This is a genomic window from Phreatobacter sp. (assembly GCF_051860605.1).
Classification (GTDB): domain Bacteria; phylum Pseudomonadota; class Alphaproteobacteria; order Rhizobiales; family Phreatobacteraceae; genus Phreatobacter.
Genome location: NZ_JBHYDR010000013.1, coordinates 88,437 through 113,172 on the forward strand (window position 1 = coordinate 88,437; position 24,736 = coordinate 113,172).

The 24,736-nt window shown below is 68.9% G+C and carries 23 protein-coding genes; 13 read left to right on the forward strand and 10 right to left on the reverse strand.

Annotated features, from left to right (window positions below; all coding sequences use genetic code 11):
* Positions 1-149: 149 nt before the first annotated feature.
* On the forward strand, positions 150-1,406 hold the full coding sequence (otnK, locus tag ACTIFS_RS19700; RefSeq protein ID WP_439575824.1) for a 3-oxo-tetronate kinase: 1,257 nt from the start codon (positions 150-152) through the stop codon (positions 1,404-1,406).
* A complete protein-coding gene (gene otnC / locus ACTIFS_RS19705) occupies positions 1,403-2,068 on the forward strand; it encodes a 3-oxo-tetronate 4-phosphate decarboxylase (RefSeq protein ID WP_439575825.1) in 666 nt (221 codons plus the stop codon). Before otnK ends, otnC begins: the two co-directional genes overlap by 4 nt.
* A gap of 6 nt (positions 2,069-2,074) precedes the next feature.
* On the opposite strand, the gene ACTIFS_RS19710 is transcribed toward otnC, so the two are convergent.
* A complete protein-coding gene (locus ACTIFS_RS19710) occupies positions 2,075-2,266 on the reverse strand; it encodes a hypothetical protein (protein ID WP_439575826.1) in 192 nt (63 codons plus the stop codon).
* A gap of 116 nt (positions 2,267-2,382) precedes the next feature.
* Between ACTIFS_RS19710 and ACTIFS_RS19715 the strand changes: the two genes are divergently transcribed.
* Complete coding sequence (locus ACTIFS_RS19715) at positions 2,383-3,165, forward strand: hydroxypyruvate isomerase family protein (RefSeq protein ID WP_439575827.1); 783 nt, start codon at positions 2,383-2,385, stop codon at positions 3,163-3,165.
* 19 nt (positions 3,166-3,184) lie between these two features.
* On the opposite strand, the gene ACTIFS_RS19720 is transcribed toward ACTIFS_RS19715, so the two are convergent.
* Both ACTIFS_RS19720 and ACTIFS_RS19725 read right to left on the reverse strand, forming a co-directional pair.
* Positions 3,185-3,589: a nuclear transport factor 2 family protein gene (locus ACTIFS_RS19720; RefSeq protein ID WP_439575828.1), complete on the reverse strand. Its 405-nt coding sequence runs from the start codon at positions 3,587-3,589 to the stop codon at positions 3,185-3,187.
* 70 nt (positions 3,590-3,659) lie between these two features.
* The gene (locus ACTIFS_RS19725) at positions 3,660-4,346 is read right to left on the reverse strand and encodes a zinc metallopeptidase (RefSeq protein ID WP_439575829.1); all 687 of its coding nucleotides are present in this window, start codon (positions 4,344-4,346) and stop codon (positions 3,660-3,662) included.
* A gap of 808 nt (positions 4,347-5,154) precedes the next feature.
* Here ACTIFS_RS19725 and ACTIFS_RS19730 point away from each other — a divergent pair.
* Positions 5,155-5,865: an AzlC family ABC transporter permease gene (locus ACTIFS_RS19730; protein WP_439575830.1), complete on the forward strand. Its 711-nt coding sequence runs from the start codon at positions 5,155-5,157 to the stop codon at positions 5,863-5,865.
* On the forward strand, positions 5,862-6,167 hold the full coding sequence (locus tag ACTIFS_RS19735; RefSeq protein WP_439575831.1) for an AzlD family protein: 306 nt from the start codon (positions 5,862-5,864) through the stop codon (positions 6,165-6,167). Before ACTIFS_RS19730 ends, ACTIFS_RS19735 begins: the two co-directional genes overlap by 4 nt.
* A 3-nt stretch (positions 6,168-6,170) precedes the next feature.
* On the opposite strand, the gene ACTIFS_RS19740 is transcribed toward ACTIFS_RS19735, so the two are convergent.
* Positions 6,171-7,031, reverse strand: coding sequence for a DMT family transporter (locus ACTIFS_RS19740; RefSeq protein ID WP_439575832.1), 861 nt, complete (start codon positions 7,029-7,031; stop codon positions 6,171-6,173).
* 17 nt (positions 7,032-7,048) lie between these two features.
* On the reverse strand, positions 7,049-8,050 hold the full coding sequence (locus tag ACTIFS_RS19745; protein WP_439575833.1) for a KpsF/GutQ family sugar-phosphate isomerase: 1,002 nt from the start codon (positions 8,048-8,050) through the stop codon (positions 7,049-7,051).
* A gap of 195 nt (positions 8,051-8,245) precedes the next feature.
* Here ACTIFS_RS19745 and ACTIFS_RS19750 point away from each other — a divergent pair, with 195 nt between their 5' ends.
* The 3 genes from ACTIFS_RS19750 (at position 8,246) to ACTIFS_RS19760 (ending at position 12,622) form a co-directional block, all read left to right on the forward strand.
* Positions 8,246-10,090: an outer membrane beta-barrel protein gene (locus tag ACTIFS_RS19750; protein WP_439575834.1), complete on the forward strand. Its 1,845-nt coding sequence runs from the start codon at positions 8,246-8,248 to the stop codon at positions 10,088-10,090.
* Positions 10,091-10,505: 415 nt separating this feature from the next.
* The gene (locus ACTIFS_RS19755; protein WP_439575835.1) at positions 10,506-10,943 is read left to right on the forward strand and encodes a TadE/TadG family type IV pilus assembly protein; all 438 of its coding nucleotides are present in this window, start codon (positions 10,506-10,508) and stop codon (positions 10,941-10,943) included.
* Between the two features lie 5 nt (positions 10,944-10,948).
* A complete protein-coding gene (locus ACTIFS_RS19760) occupies positions 10,949-12,622 on the forward strand; it encodes a pilus assembly protein TadG-related protein (RefSeq protein ID WP_439575836.1) in 1,674 nt (557 codons plus the stop codon).
* An 87-nt stretch (positions 12,623-12,709) separates the two neighbouring features.
* Here ACTIFS_RS19760 and ACTIFS_RS19765 read toward each other — a convergent pair whose 3' ends face one another.
* The 5 genes from ACTIFS_RS19765 to mdoH form a co-directional block, all read right to left on the reverse strand.
* Positions 12,710-13,594: a UTP--glucose-1-phosphate uridylyltransferase gene (locus ACTIFS_RS19765; protein ID WP_439575837.1), complete on the reverse strand. Its 885-nt coding sequence runs from the start codon at positions 13,592-13,594 to the stop codon at positions 12,710-12,712.
* A gap of 84 nt (positions 13,595-13,678) precedes the next feature.
* Positions 13,679-14,047 carry a hypothetical protein gene (locus ACTIFS_RS19770; protein ID WP_439575838.1) on the reverse strand — a complete coding sequence of 123 codons (369 nt, stop codon included), beginning with the start codon at positions 14,045-14,047 and terminating at the stop codon, positions 13,679-13,681.
* Complete coding sequence (locus ACTIFS_RS19775; RefSeq protein ID WP_439575839.1) at positions 14,044-15,006, reverse strand: hypothetical protein; 963 nt, start codon at positions 15,004-15,006, stop codon at positions 14,044-14,046. Before ACTIFS_RS19775 ends, ACTIFS_RS19770 begins: the two co-directional genes overlap by 4 nt.
* Positions 15,007-15,009: 3 nt before the next feature.
* Positions 15,010-15,771 carry an FkbM family methyltransferase gene (locus tag ACTIFS_RS19780; protein WP_439575840.1) on the reverse strand — a complete coding sequence of 254 codons (762 nt, stop codon included), beginning with the start codon at positions 15,769-15,771 and terminating at the stop codon, positions 15,010-15,012.
* The gene (mdoH, locus tag ACTIFS_RS19785) at positions 15,768-17,564 is read right to left on the reverse strand and encodes a glucans biosynthesis glucosyltransferase MdoH (RefSeq protein WP_439575841.1); all 1,797 of its coding nucleotides are present in this window, start codon (positions 17,562-17,564) and stop codon (positions 15,768-15,770) included. The genes ACTIFS_RS19780 and mdoH overlap by 4 nt, the downstream gene beginning before the upstream one ends.
* Positions 17,565-17,609: 45 nt before the next feature.
* Between mdoH and ACTIFS_RS19790 the strand changes: the two genes are divergently transcribed.
* The 5 genes from ACTIFS_RS19790 (at position 17,610) to ACTIFS_RS19810 (ending at position 24,681) form a co-directional block, all read left to right on the forward strand.
* Positions 17,610-18,587: a zinc-dependent alcohol dehydrogenase gene (locus tag ACTIFS_RS19790; RefSeq protein WP_439575842.1), complete on the forward strand. Its 978-nt coding sequence runs from the start codon at positions 17,610-17,612 to the stop codon at positions 18,585-18,587.
* A gap of 14 nt (positions 18,588-18,601) precedes the next feature.
* Positions 18,602-19,003 (forward strand): 6-pyruvoyl trahydropterin synthase family protein, encoded by a 402-nt coding sequence (locus ACTIFS_RS19795; RefSeq protein WP_439575843.1) that lies wholly within the window; start codon positions 18,602-18,604, stop codon positions 19,001-19,003.
* A gap of 7 nt (positions 19,004-19,010) precedes the next feature.
* Positions 19,011-20,081, forward strand: coding sequence for a glycosyltransferase family 4 protein (locus tag ACTIFS_RS19800; RefSeq protein WP_439575844.1), 1,071 nt, complete (start codon positions 19,011-19,013; stop codon positions 20,079-20,081).
* Positions 20,078-20,914, forward strand: a complete 837-nt coding sequence (locus tag ACTIFS_RS19805) for a class I SAM-dependent methyltransferase (RefSeq protein ID WP_439575845.1) — start codon at positions 20,078-20,080, stop codon at positions 20,912-20,914. Before ACTIFS_RS19800 ends, ACTIFS_RS19805 begins: the two co-directional genes overlap by 4 nt.
* Positions 20,915-21,150: 236 nt before the next feature.
* A complete protein-coding gene (locus ACTIFS_RS19810) occupies positions 21,151-24,681 on the forward strand; it encodes an indolepyruvate ferredoxin oxidoreductase family protein (protein ID WP_439575846.1) in 3,531 nt (1,176 codons plus the stop codon).
* Positions 24,682-24,736: the final 55 nt, after the last annotated feature.

Below are 24,736 nucleotides of genomic sequence, written 5' to 3' on the forward strand. Positions count from 1 at the left end.
AAACGCTTTTCTATCAATGAGAAACGCGCCACCTGCGGGTTCGCGGAGGGTGGCAAGTGCTGCCGCGGATCGTTGAGGCAGGCAAGATTTGCCGGGCTGTCTTCAACCGGTTAAGACCGGCAGCCAGCGCAGGAAAAGGAACCGCCGTCATGCTGCTCGGCTGCATCGCCGACGATTTCACCGGGGCAAGCGATCTCGCCAACACCCTCGCCAAGGGCGGAATGGCGACGACGCAGTTCGTGGGGGTGCCGAAGGGGTCCGCGTCCGACAGTTGCGAGGCCGGGGTGGTCGCCCTGAAGAGCCGGACCGTACCGGTGGCGGAAGCGGTCGCGCAGTCGCTGGCCGCCTGCGACTGGCTGCTCGCCCAGGGCGCGACGCAGATCCTGTTCAAATATTGCTCGACCTTCGACTCCACCAGGCAAGGCAATATCGGCCCGGTGGCCGAGGCCCTGATCGACCGGCTCGGGGCCGATGTCGCGGTGGTCTGCCCGGTTTTTCCCGCAACCGGGCGCTCGCTCTATCTCGGCCACCTGTTCGTGAGCGGCGTGCTGCTCAGCGAGAGCGGCATGCAGAACCACCCGCTCACCCCGATGACCGATCCGGATATCCGCCGCTGGCTTCGCCACCAGACGCGCGGCGAGGTCGGGCTGGTGCCGTTTCCGGTCGTCCGGCAGGGCGCTGAAGCGATCCGCGTGGCGCTGGCCGCCGAGGCGGCCGCCGGTCGCCGGCTGGCCGTCGTCGATGCCGTGGCCGACGAGGATCTCCACGCCATCGGCGCGGCGGTGGCCGATGCAAGGCTGGTGACGGGCGGCTCAGGCATCGCCCTCGGCCTGCCGGCAAACTTCCGCGGCAGGGGCCTCCTGTCCGGCCGTGGCACCGCCTTCACGCCGGCGGCGGGGCCTGCCGCCGTCCTCTCCGGCTCCTGCTCGGCCCAGTCGCGCGCGCAGGTGAAGGCCTATACTGCCCGCCATCCGGGCCTTGCCGTCGCGCCCGATGCGGTGGTGGCCGGCACGATGACGGCGAAGACGGCCTTCGAGCATGTCATGGAGCGCATCGGGCTCCAGCCGATGGTCTATTCCTCCGCCGACCCGGAGGAGGTGAAGGCCGCGCAGGAGCGGCATGGCAAGGCGGAGGTGGCCGAGGCCATTGAGGGTTTCTTCGGTGAACTCGCCGTCATGCTCGCCGATGCCGGCGTTGCCCGTCTGGTTGTCGGCGGCGGCGAGACCTCGGGCGCGGTGGTCACCGCGCTGGAGGCGGAACGCTTCCACATCGGCCCGGAAATCGACCCGGGCGTGCCGGCGCTGGCAGCGGAGGGGCCGCGGCCGGTCCGCCTCGCCCTGAAGAGCGGCAATTTCGGCGCCCTCGACTTCTACGACAAGGCGCTCGCCGCGCTGGGCGCGCCATGACCGTGCCGGCCCCGACCATCAGCAGCGAGGAGGCCGATGCCCGTGCGGGCCTCGTGCGCTGGGGCCGCTCGCTGTTCGAGCGCGGCCTGACGCCGGGCTCCTCCGGCAATATGAGCGTCAGGCTGGCCGACGGCTTCCTGTTCACGCCGACCAATTCCTGCCTCGGCTTCCTCGAGGCGGGACGCCTGTCGCGGCTCGATGCCGATGGCCGGCATGTGGCAGGCGATGCTCCCACCAAGGAACTGCCGCTGCACTTCGCCTTCTATGAGGCCCGGCCGTCGGCGCGGGCGGTGGTCCACCTGCACTCCACCCATGCTACCGCGTTGTCGTGCCTTGCCGACACCGATCCTGAGGACGCCATCCCGCCGGTCACGCCCTATGTGGTGATGCGGGTCGGCAAGGTGCCGGTCCTGCCCTATGTCCGGCCGGGCTCGGCCGACATCGCACCGCTGATCCGGGAGCGCGCGGCGGCGCATCCGGCCGTCCTGCTCGGCAATCACGGGCCCGTGGTGGCCGGGACGAGCCTGGAGGCCGCCGTCTTCGCGATGGAGGAACTGGAGGAGACGGCGCGCCTCGTCATGCTGACGCGCGGCATGAAGGTCCGCCTCCTCGGCGCGGCCGACGTGGCAGACCTTGACGCCACCTTCCGGCTGAAGGGCTGAAGCCCGTCAGCCGATCTCGCGCATGGTAATGTCGCCGTCGTGGTCGGGCAGGCCCGGCACCGGGCGATTGCCCGGCGGCCACTGCGCCGGCGAGGACTCGGCCGGCGAAGGTACGGGCGAGGACTGGAAGGCGCCGCCGCCCCAGCAGCCGCCGAGGGCGAGCGAGGCGAGAAGCAGCATGGCGAGCTTGCGCGTCATGGATCGGCATTCCGGTTGGCAGCTTGTCGAACGAAAGGCACACTGCATGCTTTGCTGTCCGCGACAAGTCACAAAAATGGTCACGGCGACCCAAAATCGTATCTGAGGATGACTGAATGCCCCGCTTTTCGGCCAATCTCGGCTTTCTCTGGTCCGGCCTTCCGCTCATCGCCCAGATGGAGGCGGCCGCGCGCGCCGGTTTCCGCGCGGTCGAGATGCACTGGCCCTACGACACCGATCCGGGCGAGGCGAAAGCCGCGGCCGCGCGTCTGGGTCTCGCCCTTCTCGGCGTCAACACGGTGCGCGGCGACGTGTCGAAGGGCGAGAACGGGCTTGGCGCGCTGGCAGGCCGCGAGGCGGAGTTCCAGGCCGCCATCGACCAGTCCATCGCCTGGCAGGTCGCCGCGGGCGGCACGGCCATCCACGCCATGGCCGGCATGGTGCCGCGCGCACGGATCGTCGAGGCCACCGCCACCTTACGCGACAATCTCGCCATCGCCGCGGACAAGGCCGCCGCCCACGGCCTCACCCTGCTGCTGGAGCCGCTCAATCCGCGCGCCGCGCCCGGCTATTTCTATTCGACCCTGCGCGATGCCGCCGACATGATCGTCCGCGTCGGCCGGCCCAACGTGAAGATCATGTTCGACGTCTTCCATGTCGGCGTGTCGGAGGGCGACGTGCTGACCAGGCTCGATGCCTTCTGGCCGATGATCGGCCATGTCCAGATCGCCGCCGTGCCGAGCCGCGCCGAGCCCGACGAGGGCGAGATCGACTACCGCGCCGTCTTCGCCGCCCTCGATGCCAGGGGCTATGCCGGCTGGGTTGGCGCCGAATACCGGCCGCGCGGCGACACCGATGCCGGGCTCGGCTGGACCGGCAAGCTCGGGGTCAGTCTCTGAGAGCCGTGCGGTTGCGGCTTCAGCCGAGAGCCTTCGCGAAGGCGTGGCTGTCGGGATAGACCTCGAAGGCGGCGACCCGGCCGCCCTCGAAGCGGAAGATGTTGGCTGCGCGCACGCGCAGTTCCTCGCCGGTCGCCTTCACCCGCCAGTGACCCTCCAGCACGATGGCGACGCCGTCCGCGCCCTCGATGCGGCTCACCGTCTCGATGGACAGGACGTCGAGATGCTCGGCCACCCTCCTGAAGAAGGTGATGACCTTGGCGCGGCCTTCCCAGACGCCGGCCCAGGGGATGGTGCCTGCCGGGCCGTTCCAACGCACGGTCACGTCGTCGGTGGTGGCCTCTGCCAGGGCCGCGGCATCGCCGGCGCGGATCGCGGCATACCAGCGGTCGAGGATGGACGGGAAGGCGTTCGCATCGGTCATCGGCATCTCCTGATCGGGGCTCATGCCTGCCCGGCCCGGCGGTTGCAAGCTCTTCGCCGCCAGACGGCGGTCAGCGCCAGAGCCGGGCAAGGCGCGTCAGGTCGAGCAGCGTCACCAGCGCCGATGCGACATAGGTGAGGGCGGCCGCGCGCAGCACCGAACGGGCCGCCGGCACGTCCTGCGGCTTGAGGTAGCCGCCCCGGTCGAGCGTCGGCAGCGCCTTGCCGAAGCTGGCATCGAACTCCACCGGAAGCGTCAGCAGATGCATGACCAGCCGCGAGCCGAGCAGCGCCACCGCCACCACCACCTGCAGGATCATCAGCGGCGTCGCCTTGATGAAGATGAAGACCAGCGGCGCGGTGGCGAACAGCACCGCTGCGGCGATCTCCAGCTTGCGCGCGCCCTCGGCCATGCGGATCCGGCTGAGCAGGAGCCGGTCGCCGTCGCGATGCTGGATGGCATGGCCGACCTCATGGGCCGCGACCGCCACCGCCGTGATCGAGCGGCCGTCGTGATTGTCGGCCGAGAGCCGCACCACCCGGTCGACCGGGTCGTAGTGATCGCCCTGGTCGGTCGCCTCGACGCCGACCGACTCAAGGCCGGCCTCGTCGAGCAGGTGGCGGGCGAGTTCTCCGCCCGTGCCGGGGAAGTCCGGACGGTCGGCGCCATGGCGGCGCATCTGGGCGCGCACCCAGTACTGTGGCCCGAAGATCAGGGCCAGCAGCGCGACGACAAGCAGGAGGATCAGGAACGGCATGGCGCCCTTAGGTCGGTGTGGCGAAGGCGCGGGTCAAGGGGGGCCGGGCCGCCGTGTCGAATGGCCCCACCCGCACCCTCCCCGCTGCGCGGAGAGGTGGACTTTCGTGTCCCGATCTTGTCTGAGCGGTCGGGCCGGGCTGAGCAATGGCCCCACCCGCACCCTCCCCGCTGCGCGGAGAGGGGACTTCCGTGTCCCGATCCTGTCTGAGCGGTCGGGCCTGGCACAAGGGCAGCGACAAAGCGGCCCGCCTTAGTCCCCCTCTCCGCGCAGCGGGGAGGGTGCGGGTGGGGCCATCATGGCGCGATATGGCGGCTGAGGGCATGCGGGCCTCCCGGCGATGGGGTGAACAGGGGCCGGAAACGACGACGCCCGGCCGGGGTCTCCCCCGCCGGGCGCAGTTTTCGAACATACTGAGAATCTAGCAAACCATCGTCACGCTGTCAAGGTGAAAATTCCTATTCTAAGATCCAGGTCGTGGTCCGCCTTTGTTGTGGAGGGGCGGCCTGCAAGGCGGTCGTGCGTCCTTCGAGGCTCGCCCTTTGGTCTCGCACCTCAGGATGAGGAGGGCTGTTGGGTTGCATCAGGCACTTTGGGCTCTCCGTCTTCGCTGAGCCGCCCCGGATGCCATGTCCAAATTTCCTCATCCTGAGGTGCGAGCGATAGCGAGCCTCGAAGGACGCACAGTCGTCATGCAGCCGCCCAAGAGAGCACCGGCCATCCTTCGCCGCCCGGCCATGCCGATTTCGTTCAAGAGCCGGCCACGCCGTCCTGCCAATGTCCCGGCCCGATTCGACCCGGACCCGCCATGCCCCCTTCCGCCTCTTCCGAGTTCCGCGACGGCCTGATCGAGCTCTCCCCCGCCATGGTGGCGGCGGCGCCGATCGCGCTGCTCTACGGAGCGATCGCCACGTCCAAGGGGCTGTCGCCGCTGGAGACCACGCTGTCATCGGCGCTGATCTTCGCCGGCGGGGCGCAGCTTGCCGCCATCGAATTGTGGACGCAGCCGGTGCCGGTGGCCGCGCTCATCCTCTCCACTTTCCTGATCAATGCCCGCTACATCCTGATGAGCGCATCGCTCGCCCCGAAGATCGCCCACCTGCCGCTGGCCGGCCGGCTGTTCGGCCTGCATGTGCTGGCCGACGAGAACTGGGCGCTGGCCGAACGGCGGGCGGCGAGCCGGCGCATCACCGGGGCCTATTTCTTCGGCATGGGGGCGGTGTTCTGGATCAACTGGGTGATCTGGTCCTGGGCCGGAACCGTGCTCGGGCCGCTGCTCGGCGATCCGCGCCGGTTTGGCGCCGATTTCGCCTTCACCGCCATCTTCATCGGCCTCGTGTCCGGCTTCGTCACCAGCCGGACGGCGGGAATCGTCGTGGTGGTCAGTGCGGCGACGGCGACCGCGGCCTTCCTCGCCTTGGGGTCGCCCTGGCATGTTCTGGCCGGTGCGCTCGCCGGCATTGCCGCCGCTGCGCTGGCCTGGCGGGACGATGCCGGCACGGTGGAGCGGCCGGCATGAGCCTCGATCCCGTCACCCTTCTCGCCATTCTCGGCATGGCCGCCGTCACCTATGCCTGCCGCATTGCAGGTCCGGTCATGGCCGGGCACCTGGCGCTGACCGGCCGGGCGCGGGCCGCGCTGGACGCGATCCCGCCGGCAGTGCTGACCGCCGTCATCGCGCCGACGCTTCTCGCCACCGGCTGGCCGGAGACGCTGGCGGGCGCCCTGACCATCCTCGCCGCCACCCGGCTGCCGCTGTTCGGCGTGATCGGGGTGGGGGTTGCCAGCGTCGTGGTGCTGCGGGCGCTGGCCGGGGCGTAGGGCTCAAGCCCGCGGCCGGCCGAGCCCCGCCGCGATGGCGATGCCCGACGCGACGATCAGGCCGATGCCGGCGAAGGTCAGGCTGTCCGGGCGCTCGGCGAAGAAGACCATGCCGATGACCAGCGCAAAGGCCGTCTTGGTGTAGTTGAACGGCCCGACCTGCGAGACCGGGGCCATGCGGAAGGCCTGGATGATGGCGGCCTGCCCGCCGGCAAGCAGCAGGCCGGCAAGGCCGATCATGCCGGTCTGGCCGAGCGTCATCGGCTTCAGCCCCTGGATCGCGGCCAGGAGGCCGGCGGCGGCCATGACCACCGCAACGGTCGAGAAGGTGACGGTGGACGAGGAGATGGCGGGCGGCAGGAACTTCACCGTCATGTCGCGGAACACGAAGCAGACCGTGGTGGCCAGCACCAGGCCGATGGCCGGGTCGAAGCCCGCCGAGAACGGCCGCGCGATCATCACGATGCCGACGAAGCCGGTGAGCACCAGGCCCCACTGGACGGGCGAGACCTTCTCGCCCAGGAACAGCACCGCCAGCGGCAGCAGGATCAGCGGCATCGACTGGGACACCGCCGTCACGTCGCCGATCGGCATGCGCCAGAGCGCCTGGAACAGGAAGAACACCGCGAGCCCCTCGGCCAGCGACCGGCCGACCACCAGCGGGTGCCAGAAGCCCCGCAGGGTCATGCGGTGGCCGGAGACCATGAGCCAGGCGGTCACGCCAAGCGTCGCGAAGACGCCGCGCACGGCCAGCGACTGCGCCACCGTCAGATCGCCCATATGGGCCTTCACCAGCGCATCATTGGCGGCGAACAGGAACATGGCGAGCGTCATCAGCGCCATGCCGAGCCTCAGATTTGGCACGGTGGCCTCCCTGCCGCTCACGCCACGCCGGCCCGCAGCAGGTCGTGCACATGCAGGACCCCGACCGGCCGGCCGTCCTCGACGGCAAACAGCGCGGTGATCTTGGTGCGGTTGACGAGGTCGAGCACCTCGGAGGCGAACTGGTCGGGCCGGGCGGTCTTCGGGGCGGGCGTCATCACCTGATCGACCGGCACGGCCAGAAGGTCGGCGCGCATGTGGCGCCTCAGGTCGCCGTCGGTCACGATGCCGATCAGGCTGCCGGCCGCATCGGTGACGCCGCAGCAGCCGAAGCCCTTGCGGGACATTTCCAGCACCACAGCGGACATGGTCGCGCCGGCCGGCACCAGCGGCAGGGCATCGCCGACATGCATGAGGTCGCGCACCAGGGTCAGCACCGCGCCCAGCTTGCCGCCGGGATGGAAGTCGCGGAAATGGGCGGCGGTGAACCCGCGCTCCTCCAGCAGCGCGATGGCCAGCGCATCGCCGATGGCGAGCTGCATCAGCGTGGAGGTGGTCGGCGCCAGGCCGTTCGGGCAGGCCTCCTCGGCGCGGGGCAGGGCGAGCACGACGTCGGCCGCCTTGGCCAGCGCCGAATCGCGGTCGGAGGTGATCGCGACCAGGCCCACGCCGAAGCGGCGGGAGAAGGCGACGAGGTCGCGCAATTCGACCGTCTCGCCCGACCAGGACAAGGCGAGGATCGCGTCGTCGCCCGTCACCATGCCGAGGTCGCCGTGGCTGGCCTCGCCCGGATGGACGAAGAAGGCGGGCGTGCCGGTGGAGGCCAGCGTCGCCGCGATCTTGCGGCCGACATGGCCGGACTTGCCCATGCCGGTGACGATCACCCGGCCGCGGGCCGATTTCAGCAAGGCGACCGCCGCGGCGAACGGTGCGCCGAGCCCGTTGTCGAGCGCCACCTGCAAGGCCGCCAATCCCGCCGCCTCGAAGGACAGCGTGCGCTGGGCGGACTGGAGGGCACGCGACGGCGTCGCCGCGTCTGTTTCGGAGGTTCTGGAGGTCATGCGCTCGTTCGGCCGGTCAGGCGCCAGCCTCTAGCACGCCGGCCGGACAGGCGGAACCCGCCGGGGCGGCCGACACCGCTGCCCGACGGTTAACCGTCCGTAAACCGTGTCTGTTTACCCATCGTTGACGTTGATCGCGCGGGAAAGGGCCGCGAGTTGGGTTGCACTGCCCGCCTGCTCCTGGGAACCGGACTGGTGGCGCTCGCCCTTTGGGCGACGGGCCCGTCGGCCTGCGCCCAGTTGGCGGGCACTCCTGCGCCCGGAACGGCAGAGGGCGGCGGCTGGCAGGGCCTTGCCCCGGTCGAGCCCGAGACGGGCGCACCGCGCGAGGCCCGGCAGCCCTCGGAGGCGGAAGCGGCAGGTCTCAGGACCGGCCAGCGTCTGCCCGGCGCCTTTGGGTCTGCGGCCTCCGAGCGCGACCGGCAGCGGGCGACCGCCCGCCGCGCCCCCTGGCTTGCCGGCTCGCCCCAACCTCCCGGCCTCGCGCCGGTGCCGGGGATCAGCCCGCCGCCACCGGCCGCCCGCCGGATCACCTCCGGTCCGGCCGCGGTTGCCAATCCGCGGACCGGGCGCCTGCCGCGGCGCGCGGCCGATCCCTCGGTGACGCCGGCCGGGCGTCTTGCCGGCCCGAGGACCTTTCCGCAGGCAGGGGGATCGCCGCGCACGACGCTCTCGCCAGGCCGCGAGGATGCGCGTGCCCTCGAACGCGGCACACGCGGCATCGCCCCGCCGCCCCAGCCCCGCCGTCCCGTGGATGTGCCGATCGTCGCGGAGCGCATCCAGCAGCCATCAGGCCGCGTGCTGCCCAATGCCAATCCGCTCGGCCGCAACGTGCGCATCGATCCGCGCACCGGCGAGGTCGTCTCGTTCGACCGGCGCGTGCAGCCGGAGGTCGATCCCTTCGCGGCCACGGGGCTGCGCGTCGGCAGCTTCATCGTCACACCGCAGGCCGACCTGACGCTCGGCTATGACAGCAATCCGCGCCGGGTGAGCGCGGGCAGCCCGGGCTCGCTGTTCACCCAGTCCTATGGCGAGGTGCAGGCCCGGTCCGACTGGTCGCGCCACGAGGTGACCGCGCGGCTGCGGGGCACCTATTCGGCCTATTTCTCCGATCCCGGCGTGAACCGCCCCGAAGTCGCCGCCGTGGCGACCGGTCGGATCGATGTCGCCCGCGACACGCGCATCGAGACCGAGGCCCGCTACAATCTGATCGCCAATGCGCCGGGTTCGTCGAACCTGCCGTCCGCCCCCGACGGCCTGCGCAACCTGCCGCTGATCCGCCAGTACGGCGCCACCGCCGGCGTCGTTCAGGACATCGGGCGGCTGCAACTGTCGCTGCGCGGCACGGTCGATCGCGTCACCCATGACGATGCGGTGACCAATGCCGGGACGCTGATCCCGCAGGGCGAGCGCAATTATGTCGCCCTGGGCGGCCGGCTGCGCGCCTCCTATGAACTCACGCCGGGCGTCAGGCCTTTCGTGGAAGCGGCCATCGAGCGCCGCAGCTTCGACCAGCCGGTGACGTCCGGCGGGCTGCAGCAGGGCTCGAACGCCTTTACCGCGCGGATCGGCTCGACCTTCGAACTGACGCGCCTGCTGACCGGCGAGATCGCTGCCGGGTATCTGCTGCGCCGCAGCGCCGAGCCGACTTTCACCGATATTCGCGTGCCGGTCCTCGACGCCTCGCTGATCTGGACGGTGACACCGCTGACGACGCTGCGGCTGACCGCGCGGTCCACGGTCGACGAGAGCTTCACGACGGGCGCCTCCGGCATCCAGCGGCACGATCTGGCGGTGGAACTGGAACATGCCTTCCGCCGCTGGCTGACCGGCACGGCACGCCTTGCCTATGGCCAGGACCGCTATGCCGGAACGACCCGCACCGACCAGCGCATGATCGCCTCGGTCGGCCTCGTCTACCGCGCCTCGCGCAATCTGCAGATCCGCGGCGAGCTGCGGCGGGAAGCCCTGATGTCGAGCGCTGTGGGACAGAGCTACACCACCAACATCGTGCTGATGGGCCTGCGCCTGCAGCGCTAACGTCCCCGGCTGCCGGCCGACCATGGCGCAGCTGTGGCAGAATGTCGCAGACATGCGCATATGGCGTGTATTCCACAAGCTTCGACGCGCATGAATTGCAGCGTTCGGGCTGCGAAGATCGGCCACGCCGACGCATCGAGGATGGATGCATTGCGATCCTGGATCCAGACTGCATTCGATTGCAGTTTAATGAGACAACTCGAAAAACTATCTCTTGATACGCAATGTTCTTAAGTATTCCGTCATAAGAACGCTATCGAACGTATGTATATCAAATAAAAATTTTCCTCATAATGATGATTAATTGGCTCATGTCTCAAGGTAACCAGTATTTGTTTGATTGTATAAACTGTAGATACGATAGCGTACGTATCCGATTCAGATATCATTCATTTCTCGATCCGACCATCGAGTCATGATCAATGTTCGCAATTCAAAACCCGGATTTTCCAAGCACAAGAGCGGCTCGTCAGCAGTCGAGTTCGCTCTTGTCTTTCCAGTGTTTGCGATGCTGGTGTTCGGTATCGTGACATTCGGTGCGTATCTGACCATCGTCCACGGTGTTCAGCAACTCGCGGCGGAGACGGCCCGGTCAGCCATTGCCGGATTGACCGATGTGGAGCGCGCCGACCTCGCGCGGCGCAACATCCACAATCAGGCGGGCTCCTATCCGCTGATCAATCCACAGCGGCTGTTCATCGAACATGCGGGCACAGACCCTTCGACTGGCACGTTCAGGGTGCGGCTGCGCTACGACGCCGACGACCTGTTCCTGTTCCAGCTGCCCACGATGGTTCCCATGCCGAGCCGGCAGGTCATCCGCTCGGCCGCGGTCCAGCGTGGCGGCTTCTGAGGGGCATGGCGATGCGCACACATCTGTCCAGGTTCCGGTCTGACCAGAGGGGCGCCGTCGCGGTCCTGGCGGCGGGCGCCATGATCGCGGTGCTGGGCTTTGCGGCGCTTGGCGTCGACTACGGCAAGCTGACGGTCGACCGGCGGCGCGCCCAGAGCGTGGCCGACCTGGCGGCGCTCTCTGCCGCCGCCGACCTTGCGCGGGCCGGCCCCGCCGCCCTGGCCACGGTCGAGCGCAACGGCCTGATGCTGGACGGCCCGCTGCGGGTGGAGGTCGGTCGCTATGTCCCCGACGGAAGCCGGCAGGTCGAGCAGCGCTTCGTCGCCGGCCTGCAGTCGGGGGCCAATGCGGTTCGCGTGACGTTGCAGACGCGCAGCGACCTCTATTTCGCGAGAGCCATTTCCGGGCAGAAGGACATGCTGATCCGCACCACCGCGACGGCGGCAACGTCGGCCTTTGCCTCCTTCGCCATCGGCTCGCGCCTGCTCGCCCTCGACAACGGTCTGATCAACGGATTGCTCGGCGGCCTCCTCGGCACGACGGTCAACCTGACGGTGATGGACTATCAGGCGCTCGTCGATGCCCGCATCGACCTGTTCCGGTTTCTTCCGCTCCTGGCCGACAGGGCGAACATCTCGGCTGCCAGCTACGACCAGCTGCTGGTCGCCAATGTCCGGCTGGTGGACGTGGTCGGGGCGATGGCAACGGCCGCGCTGACACCGGAAGGGGGCTCGACCGCTGCCAGCCGGGCCCTCAGCCAGGTCCTTCAGTCCCTCGGCGGATCGCACCAGATTCTTCCGCTGTCGTCGCTGATGTCGGTCGGTCCCTACGGGGCGATGCCGGTCGGTACCGTGCCGACGGCCGGTGTCTCGGCCTCCGCGCTCGACCTCGTGACGGCAGCCGCGCAGATCGCGGGAGGCGCGCGGCAGGTGGAGGCGGACCTCGGGGTGAACCTGCCCGGGATTGCCGGCGCGAGCGTCGCGCTGACCATCGGCGAACGGCCGGTTGGCACCAGCTGGATCACGATCGGCAGGGAAGGGGCGAGCGTCCACACGGCGCAGACGCGGCTGCTGGTCCGCATCCGGCTGCTCGGGGCCGGAGCGATCGCCGCCGTCAATCTGCCGATCTATGTGGAACTGGCCTCGGCGACCGCGCGGCTGTCGTCCCTGACCTGCACCTTTCCGGACACGCGCTGGTCGTCGATGAGCCTGGCGGTCACCCCGGCCGTGGTGGACGCCTGGATCGGCACCGTGACCAGCGCCCAGATGGTCAATTTCTCGACGCCGCCGCAGGCGGCAAAGGCACGGCTCGTGGACACCCCGCTCCTGCGCGTGCTCGGGCGCGCGCATGCGACCGTCACCAACATGGCTCCGCGGTCCGTCGCCTTCTCCTTGAGCGACGTCGAGCGGCAGACGAAGAAGACGGTCGGCACCTACGATTTCACCCGCTCGCTGCTCACGCGGCTGGTGGATGACCTCGACCTCGACGTGGACCTGCTCGGCCTCGGCCTCGGACTGCCAGGCCCGGTCAAGGCCACGGTGACGGGCATCATCTCGACTGCCACGCCGTCGATCGACAAGCTGCTGTCCAGCATCCTGTCGACGCTGGGGATCGGCCTCGGCGAGGCGGATGTCTGGGGCCTCGGCCTGCGCTGCGACGGCGCGGTGCTGGTCCACTGACAGACCGATCGCGACCGGTGCCCGTCCCCCGGCCCGGTTGCTCGAAGGGGGTTCGGGTCGTGGAACATCCGGACCCCCTTCGTCGTGTCACCCCGCCAGGCGGGCCATCGCCGATTTCAGCGGGCCGGCAAGATCGTCGCGGCGCATGGCATAGGCGAGATTGGCGGTGAGGAAGCCGAGCTTCGTGCCGGTGTCGTGGATTTCGCCGGCGAAGGTGAAGCCGTAGAAGGACTGGCGATCCTTCAGTTTCAGCATGCCGTCGGTCAGCTGGATCTCGCCGCCGGCTCCGCGTTCCTGCGTTTCCAGGATGCGGAAGATCTCCGGCTGGAGAATGTAGCGGCCGGAAATGGCGACGTTCGACGGCGCCGTGCCCTTCGGCGGCTTCTCGACCATCTCGCCGATCTCGTAGCCGCCGCCAGCCGCCGGCTTGCCCTTGCCGATGATCCCGTACTGGTGGGTCTCGTCGTCGGGCACCTCGTAGCCGGCGATATAGTTGCCGCCGGTGGCGTTGTAGGCCTCGATCATCGCCGCGATGCAGCCCTTCGATCCCGGCCGGGCCAGATGAAGCATGTCGGGCAGCAGCAGCGCGAAGGGCTCGTCACCGATGATGTCGCGGGCGCACCAGACGGCGTGGCCGAGGCCGAGCGGTTCCTGCTGGCGGGTGAACGAGGTGGCGCCCGCCGCCGGCAGGTCGCGCTTGAGCTCCTCCAGCTGCGGGGTCTTGTTGCGGGCAGCGAGCGTCGTGTCCAGCTCGAAGGCCTTGTCGAAATGGTCCTCGATCACCTGCTTGTTGCGCCCGGTGACGAAGACGAAATGCTCGATGCCGGCCTCGCGCGCCTCGTCGACAACATGCTGGATCACCGGCCGGTCGACGACGGTCAGCATCTCCTTCGGAATAGCCTTGGTCGCGGGGAGGAAGCGCGTGCCGAGCCCGGCAACGGGAAACACGGCCTTGCGGATAGGACGAACCATGAAGGAAACCTCGGGGAGGATGGCGGGCGGGACCAAGCCCATAGACCAGAAAAGCTGAACGCCGGGTGAGTGGCAAGGTTCCGGTCAGGCAGCACCCGCCGGGCCGGCCAGTTGCAGGGCGCTCCACAGGCAGAGCGCGCCAAGCCCCAGGGCGCAGGCCCCATACCAGCCCATGTTGAACCAGTAGGAGCCGGGATTGTCGGCGCGCGTGACGGCTTCGCGCCAGACGGCAATGGCGCCCGTACGCCAGCCGTCGATGACCTGATAGGCGCAGAGGCCACCGAGCGGCGCTGCCAGCACGATGGCGATGATGAAGGGGGCATGCGGCGATCCGGCGGCGATCTCCGCCCCCGCATGAAGCGCCAGCCCCAGGCCGCCGACGATGACGGTCATCACGGCGATGCGCTTGAGGATTTCGGCCAGGGCTCCCGGCTCCGGCGGGCGCCCGGTCATTTCTGGATTGCCGGCGCGGTGGCCGCGGGCGGTTCGGCGCGGAAGGCATTGAACACCATGTCCGGGGCCGAGGTGTTGTGGCGCGAGGGGACGAGGCGACCGGCCCACAGATCCGTGGCATTGGCCCGGCGGAACGGCATGATCGCCTCCTCGCGCCAGCCGGGGGCATCCTTCTCGCGCACAGCGATCCGCGCGGCGTCGGCGTTGAACTCGGTGACATACATGGACCGGAGTGCCGCGAACGGGGTGCCGGCGACCGGCCTTGCGAACACAACGTCGAGGCCGATCAGTTCCTGGTTCAGCGTCGACAGGCGCACGGTTGCGCTGTTGCCGTCCGGATAGGTCAGCGTGAAGGTCTTCGTCGCCGGATCGAAGGCCACCCGGCTGATCTTCACGAGGGGGCGGCCCTCGACCACCACCGGGCCGACCAGGAAGGACGAGCCATAGGCGGTCCACCTGAGGTTGGAGGGGGGCAGGGGCCGTGCGCGCCAGTAGCCATCGGTCGGATAGAGGACCAGCACCTCCTCGGCGCGGTCCTGGAAGCGGTACCAGAGCTGGATGAGGTGAATGTTGCTCTCGGTCCGGTCGCCGACCGTCACCGTCGTGTCGGAGGTCCGCCAGAAGCGCTGCTCGCGATAGCCGATGACCTGCCACTCGATGGTCTCGTAGAGCGTGATCCGCTGCGGCATCGGCTGGGCGAGGGCCTCCTCCTTCATCGGGCAGGCGGTCCAGTCGGGCGCGAAGCGGTCGACCTGCAGGCCGCCGATATAGGCGGGATGGGCCGCCTCGATGCGGAAGGCGCGAACCTGCGGGTTGGTCAGGTTCAGCGTGACATTGTCCTTCTCGGCGCAGAGCACCGGCTCGGATGCGTTGGTGATCTCCACCGGCAGCCCGTCGAGGGAGGCGGCGTGGGCACTCGCCCCGAGCACCAGCACGGCGAGGAAAGCTGCAAGACGCATCGGTCAGTCCTTCACGAGTACCGCATAGACATCGCCGGAATTGGCCGCGTGGGGAAGGCCGGCGAGGTGCGTCGCCATGTCGTCCCGGCTGACAAGCCGGCCGAAGCTCATCTGCTGGCTTTCGCCAATCGCCACGTCGAAGCGATAGGGTCCGAGCGCGGCGAGCCGGTCGAGGCAGGCGAAGGCGACCTCCTTCTGGATGGTGGTGAACTCGAAGGAGAGCGCGGGGAGCGGCTGCGACAGGCCGGCCAGCACATCGGCCTCGAAACCCTCCACGTCGATCTTGGCGAAGGCCGGCACGCCGTGGTCGGCGATCAGCCGGTCGAGGGTGAGGCAAGGCACGGTGATCTCGCGGTCCCAGACCTGGCCCTGCCAGCCCTCCGCCCCGTCGGCCGAGGCCACGAAGGCCGCGGATGCGGTCGAGACGGTCGGGTTGGCCGAGTTCACGCGCAAGGTCAGCTCGCCTTCCGTCACGCCGCAGGCCGCCTGCAGCAGCAGGACGGAGATGTCGCCCTCGAACAGGGAGGCGATGACGCCGGCCGGGCCGGGCTGCGGCTCCAGCGCGACCACGCGGGCGCCGAGCCTGCGAAAGCTGGCAACCCGGTCGCCGACATGGGAGCCGATGTCGAAGGCGAGGTCGCCCGGCTTCAGGAAGCGCGCGTAGAGCGCGTCCATGGCAGCGGCCTTCGTCCTATCGCCATGATAGGTGACCACCGACCGCGCGACCGCGACCAGTTCGGCGATGCGCCGGTCGAGCGCGGTCACATCCGCCTCGCGGCGGCGATCTCGGCCGGCATGTCGAACTCCTCGGGAATGCCGCACAGGCGGTGGCGCACGAAAAAGCGTCCGAGCGCGGGGGAGGCCGTCAGCACCGCGAAGGGCACGGCGATCAGGAACCCGGCGGTGAGTGGCAGCGACCAGAGCGCCGCCGCGGGCGAGGCGAGCCAGAGGAGGCCGAACACGACCCAGCCGAAGGCCATCTGCGGCCAGAAGGCGTCCCAGGCCTCGCGCCAGGACAGCGCCATGGCGTCGCGCTGCTGGCCGCCCCAGACGACCGAACGGCCGAGCGCAAGGCCGATCATGAATGCGGTGATGCGGAACGAGGTGAGCGCCCCCAGCAGGAACGAGAAGACGAGTTCGATGGCCGCCGCACCGATGAAGCGCAGGCGGCCACCATAGCGTTCGGTGCCGTCGTCGCTGATCAGGATGTCGATGAACCCGGCGATCTTCGGCATCAGATACATCAGGAGGAAGGCCAGATAGGTCGCGATCGCGAAGCCGACGGGAAAGGCCTCGTAGCTCGGGCCATGCCAGGCAAGGAACGGCGAGAGCGCGATCATCAGCGTCCAGGCCGGCACGCCGACGAACATCAGGATGGCCCAGACCAGCTGGAAGCGGCTGACCGGCTTCAGGTTCGGCTGATCCACCAGGCCGAGATACTGCATGTTGCCCTGGCACCAGCGGACGTCGCGGCGCGAGAATTCGAGAATTGTCGGCGGGTTCTCCTCCCAGGAGCCTTCCTCAACCGGAATGACGCGCACCTCGTAGCCGGCGCGGCGCATGAAGGTCGCCTCCACCTGGTCGTGCGAGAGCACATGGCCGCCGAGCGGCGGGTTACCGGGCAGGACCGGCAGGACGCAATGGGCCATGAACGGCCGGATGCGGACGAGCGCATTGTGCCCCCAGAACGGCCCGCATTCGCCCACCCACCACGCCTGGCCCATCGTGTAGGAGCGCATGCCCTGGCGCATGCCGAACTGGAAGATGCGGGCGAAGGCCGAGGAGGACGGCATGCCGACGACCAGGCTCTGCAGGATGCCGAGCTTGGGGTAGGCCTGCATCATGCGCACATGGCGGACGATGGTCTCGCCCGACATCAGGCTGTCGGCGTCGAGGGGCAGCATCAGTTCGTAGCGGTCGCCCCAGCGGTCGAGGAAGTCACGGACATTGCCGGCCTTGAAGCCGGCATTGTCGGCGCGGCGGCGATAGACCACGCGGTCGAGCCCGGCCTCGGCGGCGAAGGCGGCGGCTGCCGCCTCCTCGCGCCCGGCGATCTCCGGCTGGTTGGTGTCGGAGAGGATGAAATAGTCGAACTGGCCGCCTTCGCCGGTCGCGTCGATGCTGTCGCGGACGATCCTGAGCCGGGCGATGGCGCGCTCGGGGTCCTCGTTTCGCAGGGTCATGAACACGGCTGTGCGGATGGTCAGCGGGGTGTCGCGGCCGCCGGCCTCGGCGAAGGGTGCGACCTCTGCCATGGCGTCGCCGCCGCGATGAAGCAACCAGAGGCCGATCAGCGCGTTCCAGAAGCCGAGGACGGTCCAGGGCGTGGCAATGGCGAAGCACAGGGCAAGGACCATATCGACCGGCGTCCAGCCTCCGGAGCCGAGGATCGTCCAGGCCGCCGAGTTGAGCAGCCACCAGGTGACGACATTGAGCGCGACCACGATCCAGCGGCGCCTGCGCAATTCTGACGTGGACTGGATACCCGCCGGCGTCGTAGAGCCGTCGAGCGTCAGGACGGCCTGGCGGTCCTGCGGAAAGGGCGAGAGATCGTTCATCGGCAGGCTCCGTCGCCGGACGGCGGCGAATGGGAGAACAGTCAGATGGCCGAAGCCACCCGCGCACTCTGGTACGTGTCGCGCAGACAGGTAGACCTGCGCGATGGAACGCTGGATGAACGCGGGCCGGCCGATGCCAGGATCCGCACGCTCTATAGCGGTGTCAGCCGGGGAACGGAAAGACTGGTATTCAACGGACTGGTCGCGGCCCCGGAACGCGAGCGCATGCGCTGCCCGCTGCAGGAGGGCCAGCTGCCGTTCCCGGTGAAATACGGCTATTGCACGGTCGGCACGGTCGAGGCCGGGCCGGAGGCGCTGGCCGGCCGGACCGTGTTCACGCTGGGGCCGCATCAGGACCGGTTCATCGCGCCCACCGACCGGGTCTCGGTGGTGCCGCTGCCCGAGGGCGTGCCGGCGCGCCGCGCCATCCTGGCCGCCAACATGGAGACGGCGCTGAACGCGGTTTGGGATTCGGGCGCCGGTCCCGGCGACCGGATCGTGGTGGTCGGCGGCGGGGTGGTCGGGCTGCTCGTCACCTTCATCGTGTCGCAGATCCCCGGCGCCGAGGTGACGCTGGTCGATATCGAGCCGTCGCGGCGCTCCTTCGCCGATCTGTTCGGCGTGCGCTTTTCCAAACCTCTCGATTCGCCCGGCGACTGCGACGTCGCGTTCCATGCCTCGGCAACCTCCGGCGGGCTTGCCTGTGCGCTGGCCTGCTGCGGCGATGAAGGTTCTGTCGTGGAACTCTCCTGGTTCGGCGACCATGACCCGGCGGTTCCGCTGGGCGCCGGCTTCCACTCGCGCCGGCTGAAGCTCATTTCCTCGCAGGTCTCGATGGTTGCGGCATCCAGGCGTGCGCGCTGGACGTATCGGCGCAGGCTGGAAAAGGCGATCGCCATGCTGGCGGACGACCGCCTCGACCAACTCATCACCGGCGAGGTTGCCTTTGCCGACCTGCCGGCGGAATTGCCCCGCCTGCTGGAACCCGGCGCGCCGGGCCTGATGACCGCCGTGCGCTACTGACAAGGAGCAAGGCCATGTATTCCGTCGAGGTCCGCGATCGCATCATGATCGCCCATTCGCTGCCCGACCCGTTCTTCGGGCCGGCGCAGGGCAAGCACGGGGCAAGCTTCGTGGTCGACGTCGCCTTCTTCCGCGAAACCCTGACAGCGCAGAATGTCGTGGTGGATATCGGCGCCGCGCTGGAGGTGCTGGGCAAGGTGCTGAAGCGCCTCGCCTACCAGGACCTCGACACACTGCCGGAATTTGCCGGCATCCTGACCACCACCGAGTTCCTGTGCCGCCATGTGTTCGACCGCATGGTCGAGGCGGCACAGTCCGGGGCGCTGGGAGCGGATGGCGCCGGCCTTGCCAGGATCCGCGTCACGCTGCACGAGCACGACCTGGCGCGCGCCACCTATGAGGCGCCCCTGCCGTGAGCCGCCCGTGACGCAACCGGTCAAAGCCGCCTTCGCCATCCCCGGGGAGATCGACACCCCGACCGGCGGCTATCGCTACGACCGCGAGGTGCTGGGGCGAGCCGGGCGGTACGGCATCGACCTGCGGCACGTCGCGTTGCCCGCGTCCTTTCCGTTTCCGGCCGAGGGCGACCTCGCGGCGACCGCCACACAGCTTGCCGCCATTCCCGCCGACACCGTGCTGCTGGCCGACGGCCTCGCCTTCGGCGCCTTGCCGGCGGCCGTCCTCGACGCGATCAGGACGCCCGTCGTGGCGCTGGTCCATCATCCGCTGGCGCTGGAAAGCGGCCTTGCCGCCGAGGTCGCTGCAAAGCTCGCCGACAGCGAGCGGCAGGCGCTCGCCCGGGCCGCGGCGGTGGTGGCCACCAGTGCGGTGACCGCCCGCACGCTGGCCGCCGACTACGGCGTTCCGGCCGAACGCATCACGGTGGCCGAGCCGGGCACCGATCCGGCGCCGCGCGCAACCGGTTCCGGCAATGACGCACCGACCCTGCTGGCGGTCGGGGCCGTCTCCGCACGCAAGGGCTATGCGGTGCTGATGGATGCCCTCGGTCCGCTCAGGGGCCTCGACTGGACCCTGGTCATTGCCGGGGCGACCGACCGCGACCCTGCTGCCTTCGCGCATCTGCGCCGGGCGGTCGGCAGCAACTCGCTCGGCAGCCGCGTCACCTTCGCCGGGCCGCTTTCCGACGCGGCTCTCGACCGCCTCTATGGCCTCGCCGACATTTTCGTCATGCCATCGCTGTACGAGGGCTATGGCATGGTGCTCGCCGAGGCCATGGCGCGCGGGTTGCCGATGGTCACCACCACTGGCGGGGCGGCGGCCGAGACGGTGCCGGAGGGCGCGGCGCTCAAGGTGCCGCCCGGCGATGCGGCCGAACTGAAGCAGGCGATCGCCCGGCTGATTGGCGACAGGGCACTCCGGCAATCGCTGTCCGATGCCGCCTGGGTTGCGGGGAGCCGGCTGCCGCGATGGGACGACACTGCCCGCATCATTGCCGACGTCATCTGCGGCGTCGCCGGAGGAACAGGCCGATGAGCTTCTCGCCCGACTGGCTCGCCCTGCGCGAGCCCGCCGACCATGCCGCCCGCTCGGCCGTCCTGCTGAACCGGGTCGCCGGTCATTTCGCCGGCCGCTCCTCGCTCAACGTGGTCGATCTCGGCTGCGGAACGGGCTCCAACCTGCGGGCGCTGGCGCCGCACCTGCCGGACCGCCAGCGCTGGCATCTGGTCGATCTCGACCAGTCCCTGCTGGCTGCTGCGCGCACCCGGCTCGCCACCTGGGCGGATGAGGCGGGGGAGGAGGACAACGCCCTCGTACTGCTCAAGGGGCGGAAGCAGTTGAAAGTATCCTTCGTCGGCGGTGATCTCACCCGCGATCTCGACCGGTTGCTCAATCCGGGAGCGGAACTGGTCACGGCGGCGGCGCTGTTCGACCTCGCCTCCGCTCCGTTCATCGATGCCTTCGTCGACGAACTCGCGGTCCGCAGGCTGCCGCTCTACACGGTGCTGACCTATGACGGCGCCGAGCGGTGGGAGCCGCCTCACCCGGCCGATGCGGCCATGCTGGCCGCCTTCCACGCGCACCAGAAGACCGACAAGGGATTCGGCCGCGCGGCCGGCCCTGCGGCATCGCGGGTGCTTGCCGAGAGCTTCGGCCGTGCCGGATACCGGGTCCTGCGCGCGCCGAGCCCCTGGCGGCTGGGTGCTGCGGATGCGAAGCTCATGGCCGAACTTGCCACGGGTTTCGCCGGGGCGGTGAGGGAGACCGGGCAGGTCCCGGATTCCGCCGTCGAGGAGTGGCTCAAGGTCAGGCTTTCCGGTTCGTCCTGCGAGGTCGGGCACGAGGACCTGTTTGCCTGGCGCGATTGACCGCCTGCCCGTTTTGCAGGCGCGAGAATCCATTGTGCATTGCAGCAAGAAGACAAGTTTTCTCAGTCTGTTACGCAATCTCGTTGCGCCCGCCGCGACGAGAACGCAATCGACAGAACCATTCTAACGTGACAGCCTTTTTGTCCTAACGACCGGATCCCGAGCGGTCGCGCCGGCCAAGCCCGTCCGGCTCGCGCGGGGCTCTCGCCGGCGCCACCGCAACCCAGGAGGGCGCGATGACCGAGGTCACCCCCGTATCGTCCGACCGCGCCAATGCGATCCGCTTTGACGATGTGTCGCTCGACGACAAGTTCGACCTGAACAAGACGCGGATCTTCGTCACCGGCGTTCAGGCGCTGGTTCGCCTCACCCTGATGCAGAAGGAGCGCGACCGGCGCGCAGGGCTCAACACGGCCGGCTTCGTGTCGGGCTATCGCGGCTCGCCGCTCGGCGGGCTCGACCAGGCCTTCTTCAAGGCCCAGCGCAACCTTCTCGCCTCGGACGTCGTGTTCACCTCAGGGCTCAACGAGGACCTCGCTGCAACCGCCGTCTGGGGCGCCCAGCAGGCCGAGATGCGCGGCGAGGGCAAGTTCGATGGCGTGTTCGGCGTCTGGTACGGCAAGGGCCCGGGCGTCGACCGGTCCGGCGACGTGTTCCGCCATGCCAACCTTGCCGGCACCTCGCCCCATGGCGGCGTGCTGGCCCTGATGGGCGACGACCACACGGCCGAATCCTCCACGGTCGCGCATCAGTCGGAGTTCCACTTCGTCGACGTGATGATGCCGATCCTCAATCCGGCCGGTGCGCAGGAGATCCTGGACTACGGGGTCTATGGCTGGGCGCTGTCGCGCTATGCCGGCGTCTGGACGGCGCTGAAATGCATGAAGGACACGGTGGAATCGACCGGGGTCGTGGACGGCTCGGTCGACCGGGTGAAGATCATCATCCCGACCGAGGACCAGTTCCAGATGCCGCCGGGCGGGCTGGGCATCCGCCCGAACGACGACCGGCACGAGCAGGAGCTGCGCCTGCACATGTACAAGCGGGCCGCGGCGCTGGCCTTCGTGAAGGCCAACAAGATCAACCGGATCATCACCTCCGGCGGTCGCAAGCCGACGATCGGCATCATCACCACGGGCAAGAGCTATCTGGATGTCCGGCAAGCCTTCGACGAACTCGGGATCGACGAGGTCAAGGCCAACGACCTCGGCATCCGCCTGTTCAAGATCGGCTGCCCCTGGCCGCTCGACCCGGGCGAGCTGCGTGACTTCGTCCACGGTCTCGATCTCGTCATCGTGGTGGAGGAGAAGCGCTCGCTGATCGAGGTGCAGGTCCGCGAGGAGCTTTACGGCAATCGCGAGCAGCCGGTCGTCATCGGCAAGAAGGACGAGGAGGGCCGCTGGCTGTTCCCGGTCCACGGTGCGCTCGACCCCAATGACGTGGCCGTCTGCATCGGCGAGCGCATCCTGAAACATGTCGGCCACAACGAGCAGGTGGCCGAGAATGTCGCGCGCCTGAAGGCCGCGCAGGACGTGCTCAAGACCACGCCGGTGATCGCCACCCGCATTCCCTATTTCTGCTCGGGCTGCCCGCACAACACCTCCACCGTGGTCCCCTCGGGCATGCGCGCCTATGCCGGCATCGGCTGCCACTACATGGCGCTGTGGATGGACCGGAACACGGAGGGCTGCACCCAGATGGGCGGCGAGGGCGCCAACTGGGTCGGCGAGGCTCCGTTCTCGAAGCGCGGCCACGTCTTCCAGAATCTCGGCGACGGCACCTACAACCATTCCGGATCGCTGGCGATCCGCTTCGCCATCGCCTCCAAGGTCAACATCACCTACAAGATCCTGTTCAACGACGCGGTCGCCATGACCGGCGGCCAGCGGCACGAGGGCGGCCTGACCATGCCGGCGATCGCCGCGCAGATGCGCGCCGAGGGCGTGGAGCGCATCGCCATCGTCACCGACGAGCCGGGCAAATATGCCGGCATGGGCGTGTCGTTCCCGACCGGAACCAGCATTGACCATCGCGACGACCTGGACGCCATCCAGCGCGAGCTTGCCGGCGTTCCCGGCGTCTCGGTGCTGATCTACGACCAGACCTGCGCGGCCGAGAAGCGCCGGCGCCGCAAGCGCGGCACCTTCCCGGACCCGGTCAAGCGCGTGATCATCAACGAGGCGGTCTGCGAGGGCTGCGGCGATTGCGGCGTCAAGTCCAACTGCGTCTCGGTGCAGCCGCTGGACACCGAGTTCGGCCGCAAGCGGACCATCGACCAGTCGTCGTGCAACAAGGATTTCTCCTGCCTCAAGGGCTTCTGCCCGAGCTTCGTCACCGTCCATGGCGCTGAGTTGAAGAAGGGCCAGGCGCTGGCCGCCGAGGCCGATATCTCGACCCTGCCGGAGCCGGTCATCCCGACCATCGAGCACACCTACAACGTGCTGATCGAGGGCGTCGGCGGCACGGGCATCGTGACGGTCGGTGCCATCCTCGGCATGGCCTGCCACCTGGAGAAGAAGGGCGTCGGGCTGATCGACATGGCCGGCCTTGCCCAGAAGGGCGGCGAGGTGTTCAGCCACATGCGCATCGCGCGCGTGCCCGAGGACATCCATTCCATCCGCGTCCATGCCGGTTCGGCCGACCTCATCCTGTCCGGCGATATCGTTGTGGCCGGCGGCAAGAAGTCGCTTGCCTCGATGAAGCCGACCACAAAGGTGGTGGTGAACACGATCGAGATGCTGCCGGGCCAGTTCACCCGCGACATCAATTTCTCGCTGCCCTCCGAGCGGCTGAAGCGGGCCATTATCGCCCATGCCAGCCGCGAGACGACGCATCTGGTCGATGCCCAGCGCCTCGCCACCGCCCTGATGGGCAATTCGATCGCCACCAACCTGTTCCTCGTCGGCTATGCCTATCAGATCGGCGGGCTGCCGCTGACGGCCGCCGCCATCGAGCGGGCGATCGAACTGAACGGCGAGGCGGTGAAGATGAACATCACCGCCTTCCGCTGGGGCCGCATCTGCGCCCATGACCGGGAGGCGGTGGAAACGCTGGTCGCGCCGGTGACCGCGCCGACCGGTGTCGAGCGGCTGTCGGCGAGCCTCGACGAGATCATCGCCCGGCGGGTGGAGCAGCTGACCCAGTACCAGAATGCCGGCTATGCCGCCCGCTATGCCGATCTGGTCCAGCGCATCGTCAAGGCCGAGGCCGAGCGCGCGCCGGGGCGGCAGGGGCTGGCCGAGGCGGTGGCCCGCAACCTCTACAAGCTGATGGCCTACAAGGACGAGTACGAGGTGGCGCGGCTCTATACCGACGGCAATTTCCTCAAGCAGGTCTCCCGCACGTTCGGCGGACAGGATCTCCGCTTCGAGTTCCATCTTGCCCCGCCGCTGCTGGCCAAGACCGATCCCGTCACCGGCGAGCCGCGCAAGATGAGCTTCGGTCCGTGGATGATGAAGGGCTTCCGTCTGCTCGCGAAGCTGAAAGGCCTGCGCGGCACGGCGCTCGACGTCTTCGGCTACACCCACGAGCGGAAGACCGAGCGGCGACTGATCGAGGACTATGTCGCTGTTCTGGAGGAACTGGCCGCCAAGCTGAACGCGGACAATCATGCCCTCGCGGTCGGCCTCGCCGGCATCCCGGACCGGATTCGCGGCTTCGGCCATGTGAAGGCGCGCAATCTCGAGGTTGCGAAGAAGGAGGAGGCCGCGCTGCTGGCCGAGTTCCGCGCCGGGCCGAAGCCGGAGCTGAAGCTGGCGGCGGAGTAGGGCCGCAGGCTTCTGTGGCCTGCGCCGCGGTAGCGGTGCGTCCTTCGAGGCTCAC

What these genes read in the sequence shown, in the direction of transcription:
- ACTIFS_RS19715 (WP_439575827.1), top strand. Translation starts at nt 2,383, where the DNA reads ATGCCCCGCTTTTCGGCCAATCTCGGCTTTCTCTGGTCCGGCCTTCCG.
- ACTIFS_RS19745 (WP_439575833.1), bottom strand. Translation starts at nt 8,050, where the DNA reads ATGACCTCCAGAACCTCCGAAACAGACGCGGCGACGCCGTCGCGTGCC.
- ACTIFS_RS19795 (WP_439575843.1), top strand. Translation starts at nt 18,602, where the DNA reads ATGTATTCCGTCGAGGTCCGCGATCGCATCATGATCGCCCATTCGCTG.
- ACTIFS_RS19725 (WP_439575829.1), bottom strand. Translation starts at nt 4,346, where the DNA reads ATGCCGTTCCTGATCCTCCTGCTTGTCGTCGCGCTGCTGGCCCTGATC.
- ACTIFS_RS19790 (WP_439575842.1), top strand. Translation starts at nt 17,610, where the DNA reads ATGGCCGAAGCCACCCGCGCACTCTGGTACGTGTCGCGCAGACAGGTA.
- ACTIFS_RS19720 (WP_439575828.1), bottom strand. Translation starts at nt 3,589, where the DNA reads ATGACCGATGCGAACGCCTTCCCGTCCATCCTCGACCGCTGGTATGCC.
- ACTIFS_RS19710 (WP_439575826.1), bottom strand. Translation starts at nt 2,266, where the DNA reads ATGACGCGCAAGCTCGCCATGCTGCTTCTCGCCTCGCTCGCCCTCGGC.
- mdoH (WP_439575841.1), bottom strand. Translation starts at nt 17,564, where the DNA reads ATGAACGATCTCTCGCCCTTTCCGCAGGACCGCCAGGCCGTCCTGACG.
- otnC (WP_439575825.1), top strand. Translation starts at nt 1,403, where the DNA reads ATGACCGTGCCGGCCCCGACCATCAGCAGCGAGGAGGCCGATGCCCGT.
- ACTIFS_RS19760 (WP_439575836.1), top strand. Translation starts at nt 10,949, where the DNA reads ATGGCGATGCGCACACATCTGTCCAGGTTCCGGTCTGACCAGAGGGGC.
- ACTIFS_RS19810 (WP_439575846.1), top strand. Translation starts at nt 21,151, where the DNA reads ATGACCGAGGTCACCCCCGTATCGTCCGACCGCGCCAATGCGATCCGC.
- ACTIFS_RS19755 (WP_439575835.1), top strand. Translation starts at nt 10,506, where the DNA reads ATGATCAATGTTCGCAATTCAAAACCCGGATTTTCCAAGCACAAGAGC.
- ACTIFS_RS19770 (WP_439575838.1), bottom strand. Translation starts at nt 14,047, where the DNA reads ATGACCGGGCGCCCGCCGGAGCCGGGAGCCCTGGCCGAAATCCTCAAG.
- ACTIFS_RS19765 (WP_439575837.1), bottom strand. Translation starts at nt 13,594, where the DNA reads ATGGTTCGTCCTATCCGCAAGGCCGTGTTTCCCGTTGCCGGGCTCGGC.
- otnK (WP_439575824.1), top strand. Translation starts at nt 150, where the DNA reads ATGCTGCTCGGCTGCATCGCCGACGATTTCACCGGGGCAAGCGATCTC.
- ACTIFS_RS19735 (WP_439575831.1), top strand. Translation starts at nt 5,862, where the DNA reads ATGAGCCTCGATCCCGTCACCCTTCTCGCCATTCTCGGCATGGCCGCC.
- ACTIFS_RS19730 (WP_439575830.1), top strand. Translation starts at nt 5,155, where the DNA reads ATGCCCCCTTCCGCCTCTTCCGAGTTCCGCGACGGCCTGATCGAGCTC.
- ACTIFS_RS19805 (WP_439575845.1), top strand. Translation starts at nt 20,078, where the DNA reads ATGAGCTTCTCGCCCGACTGGCTCGCCCTGCGCGAGCCCGCCGACCAT.
- ACTIFS_RS19775 (WP_439575839.1), bottom strand. Translation starts at nt 15,006, where the DNA reads ATGCGTCTTGCAGCTTTCCTCGCCGTGCTGGTGCTCGGGGCGAGTGCC.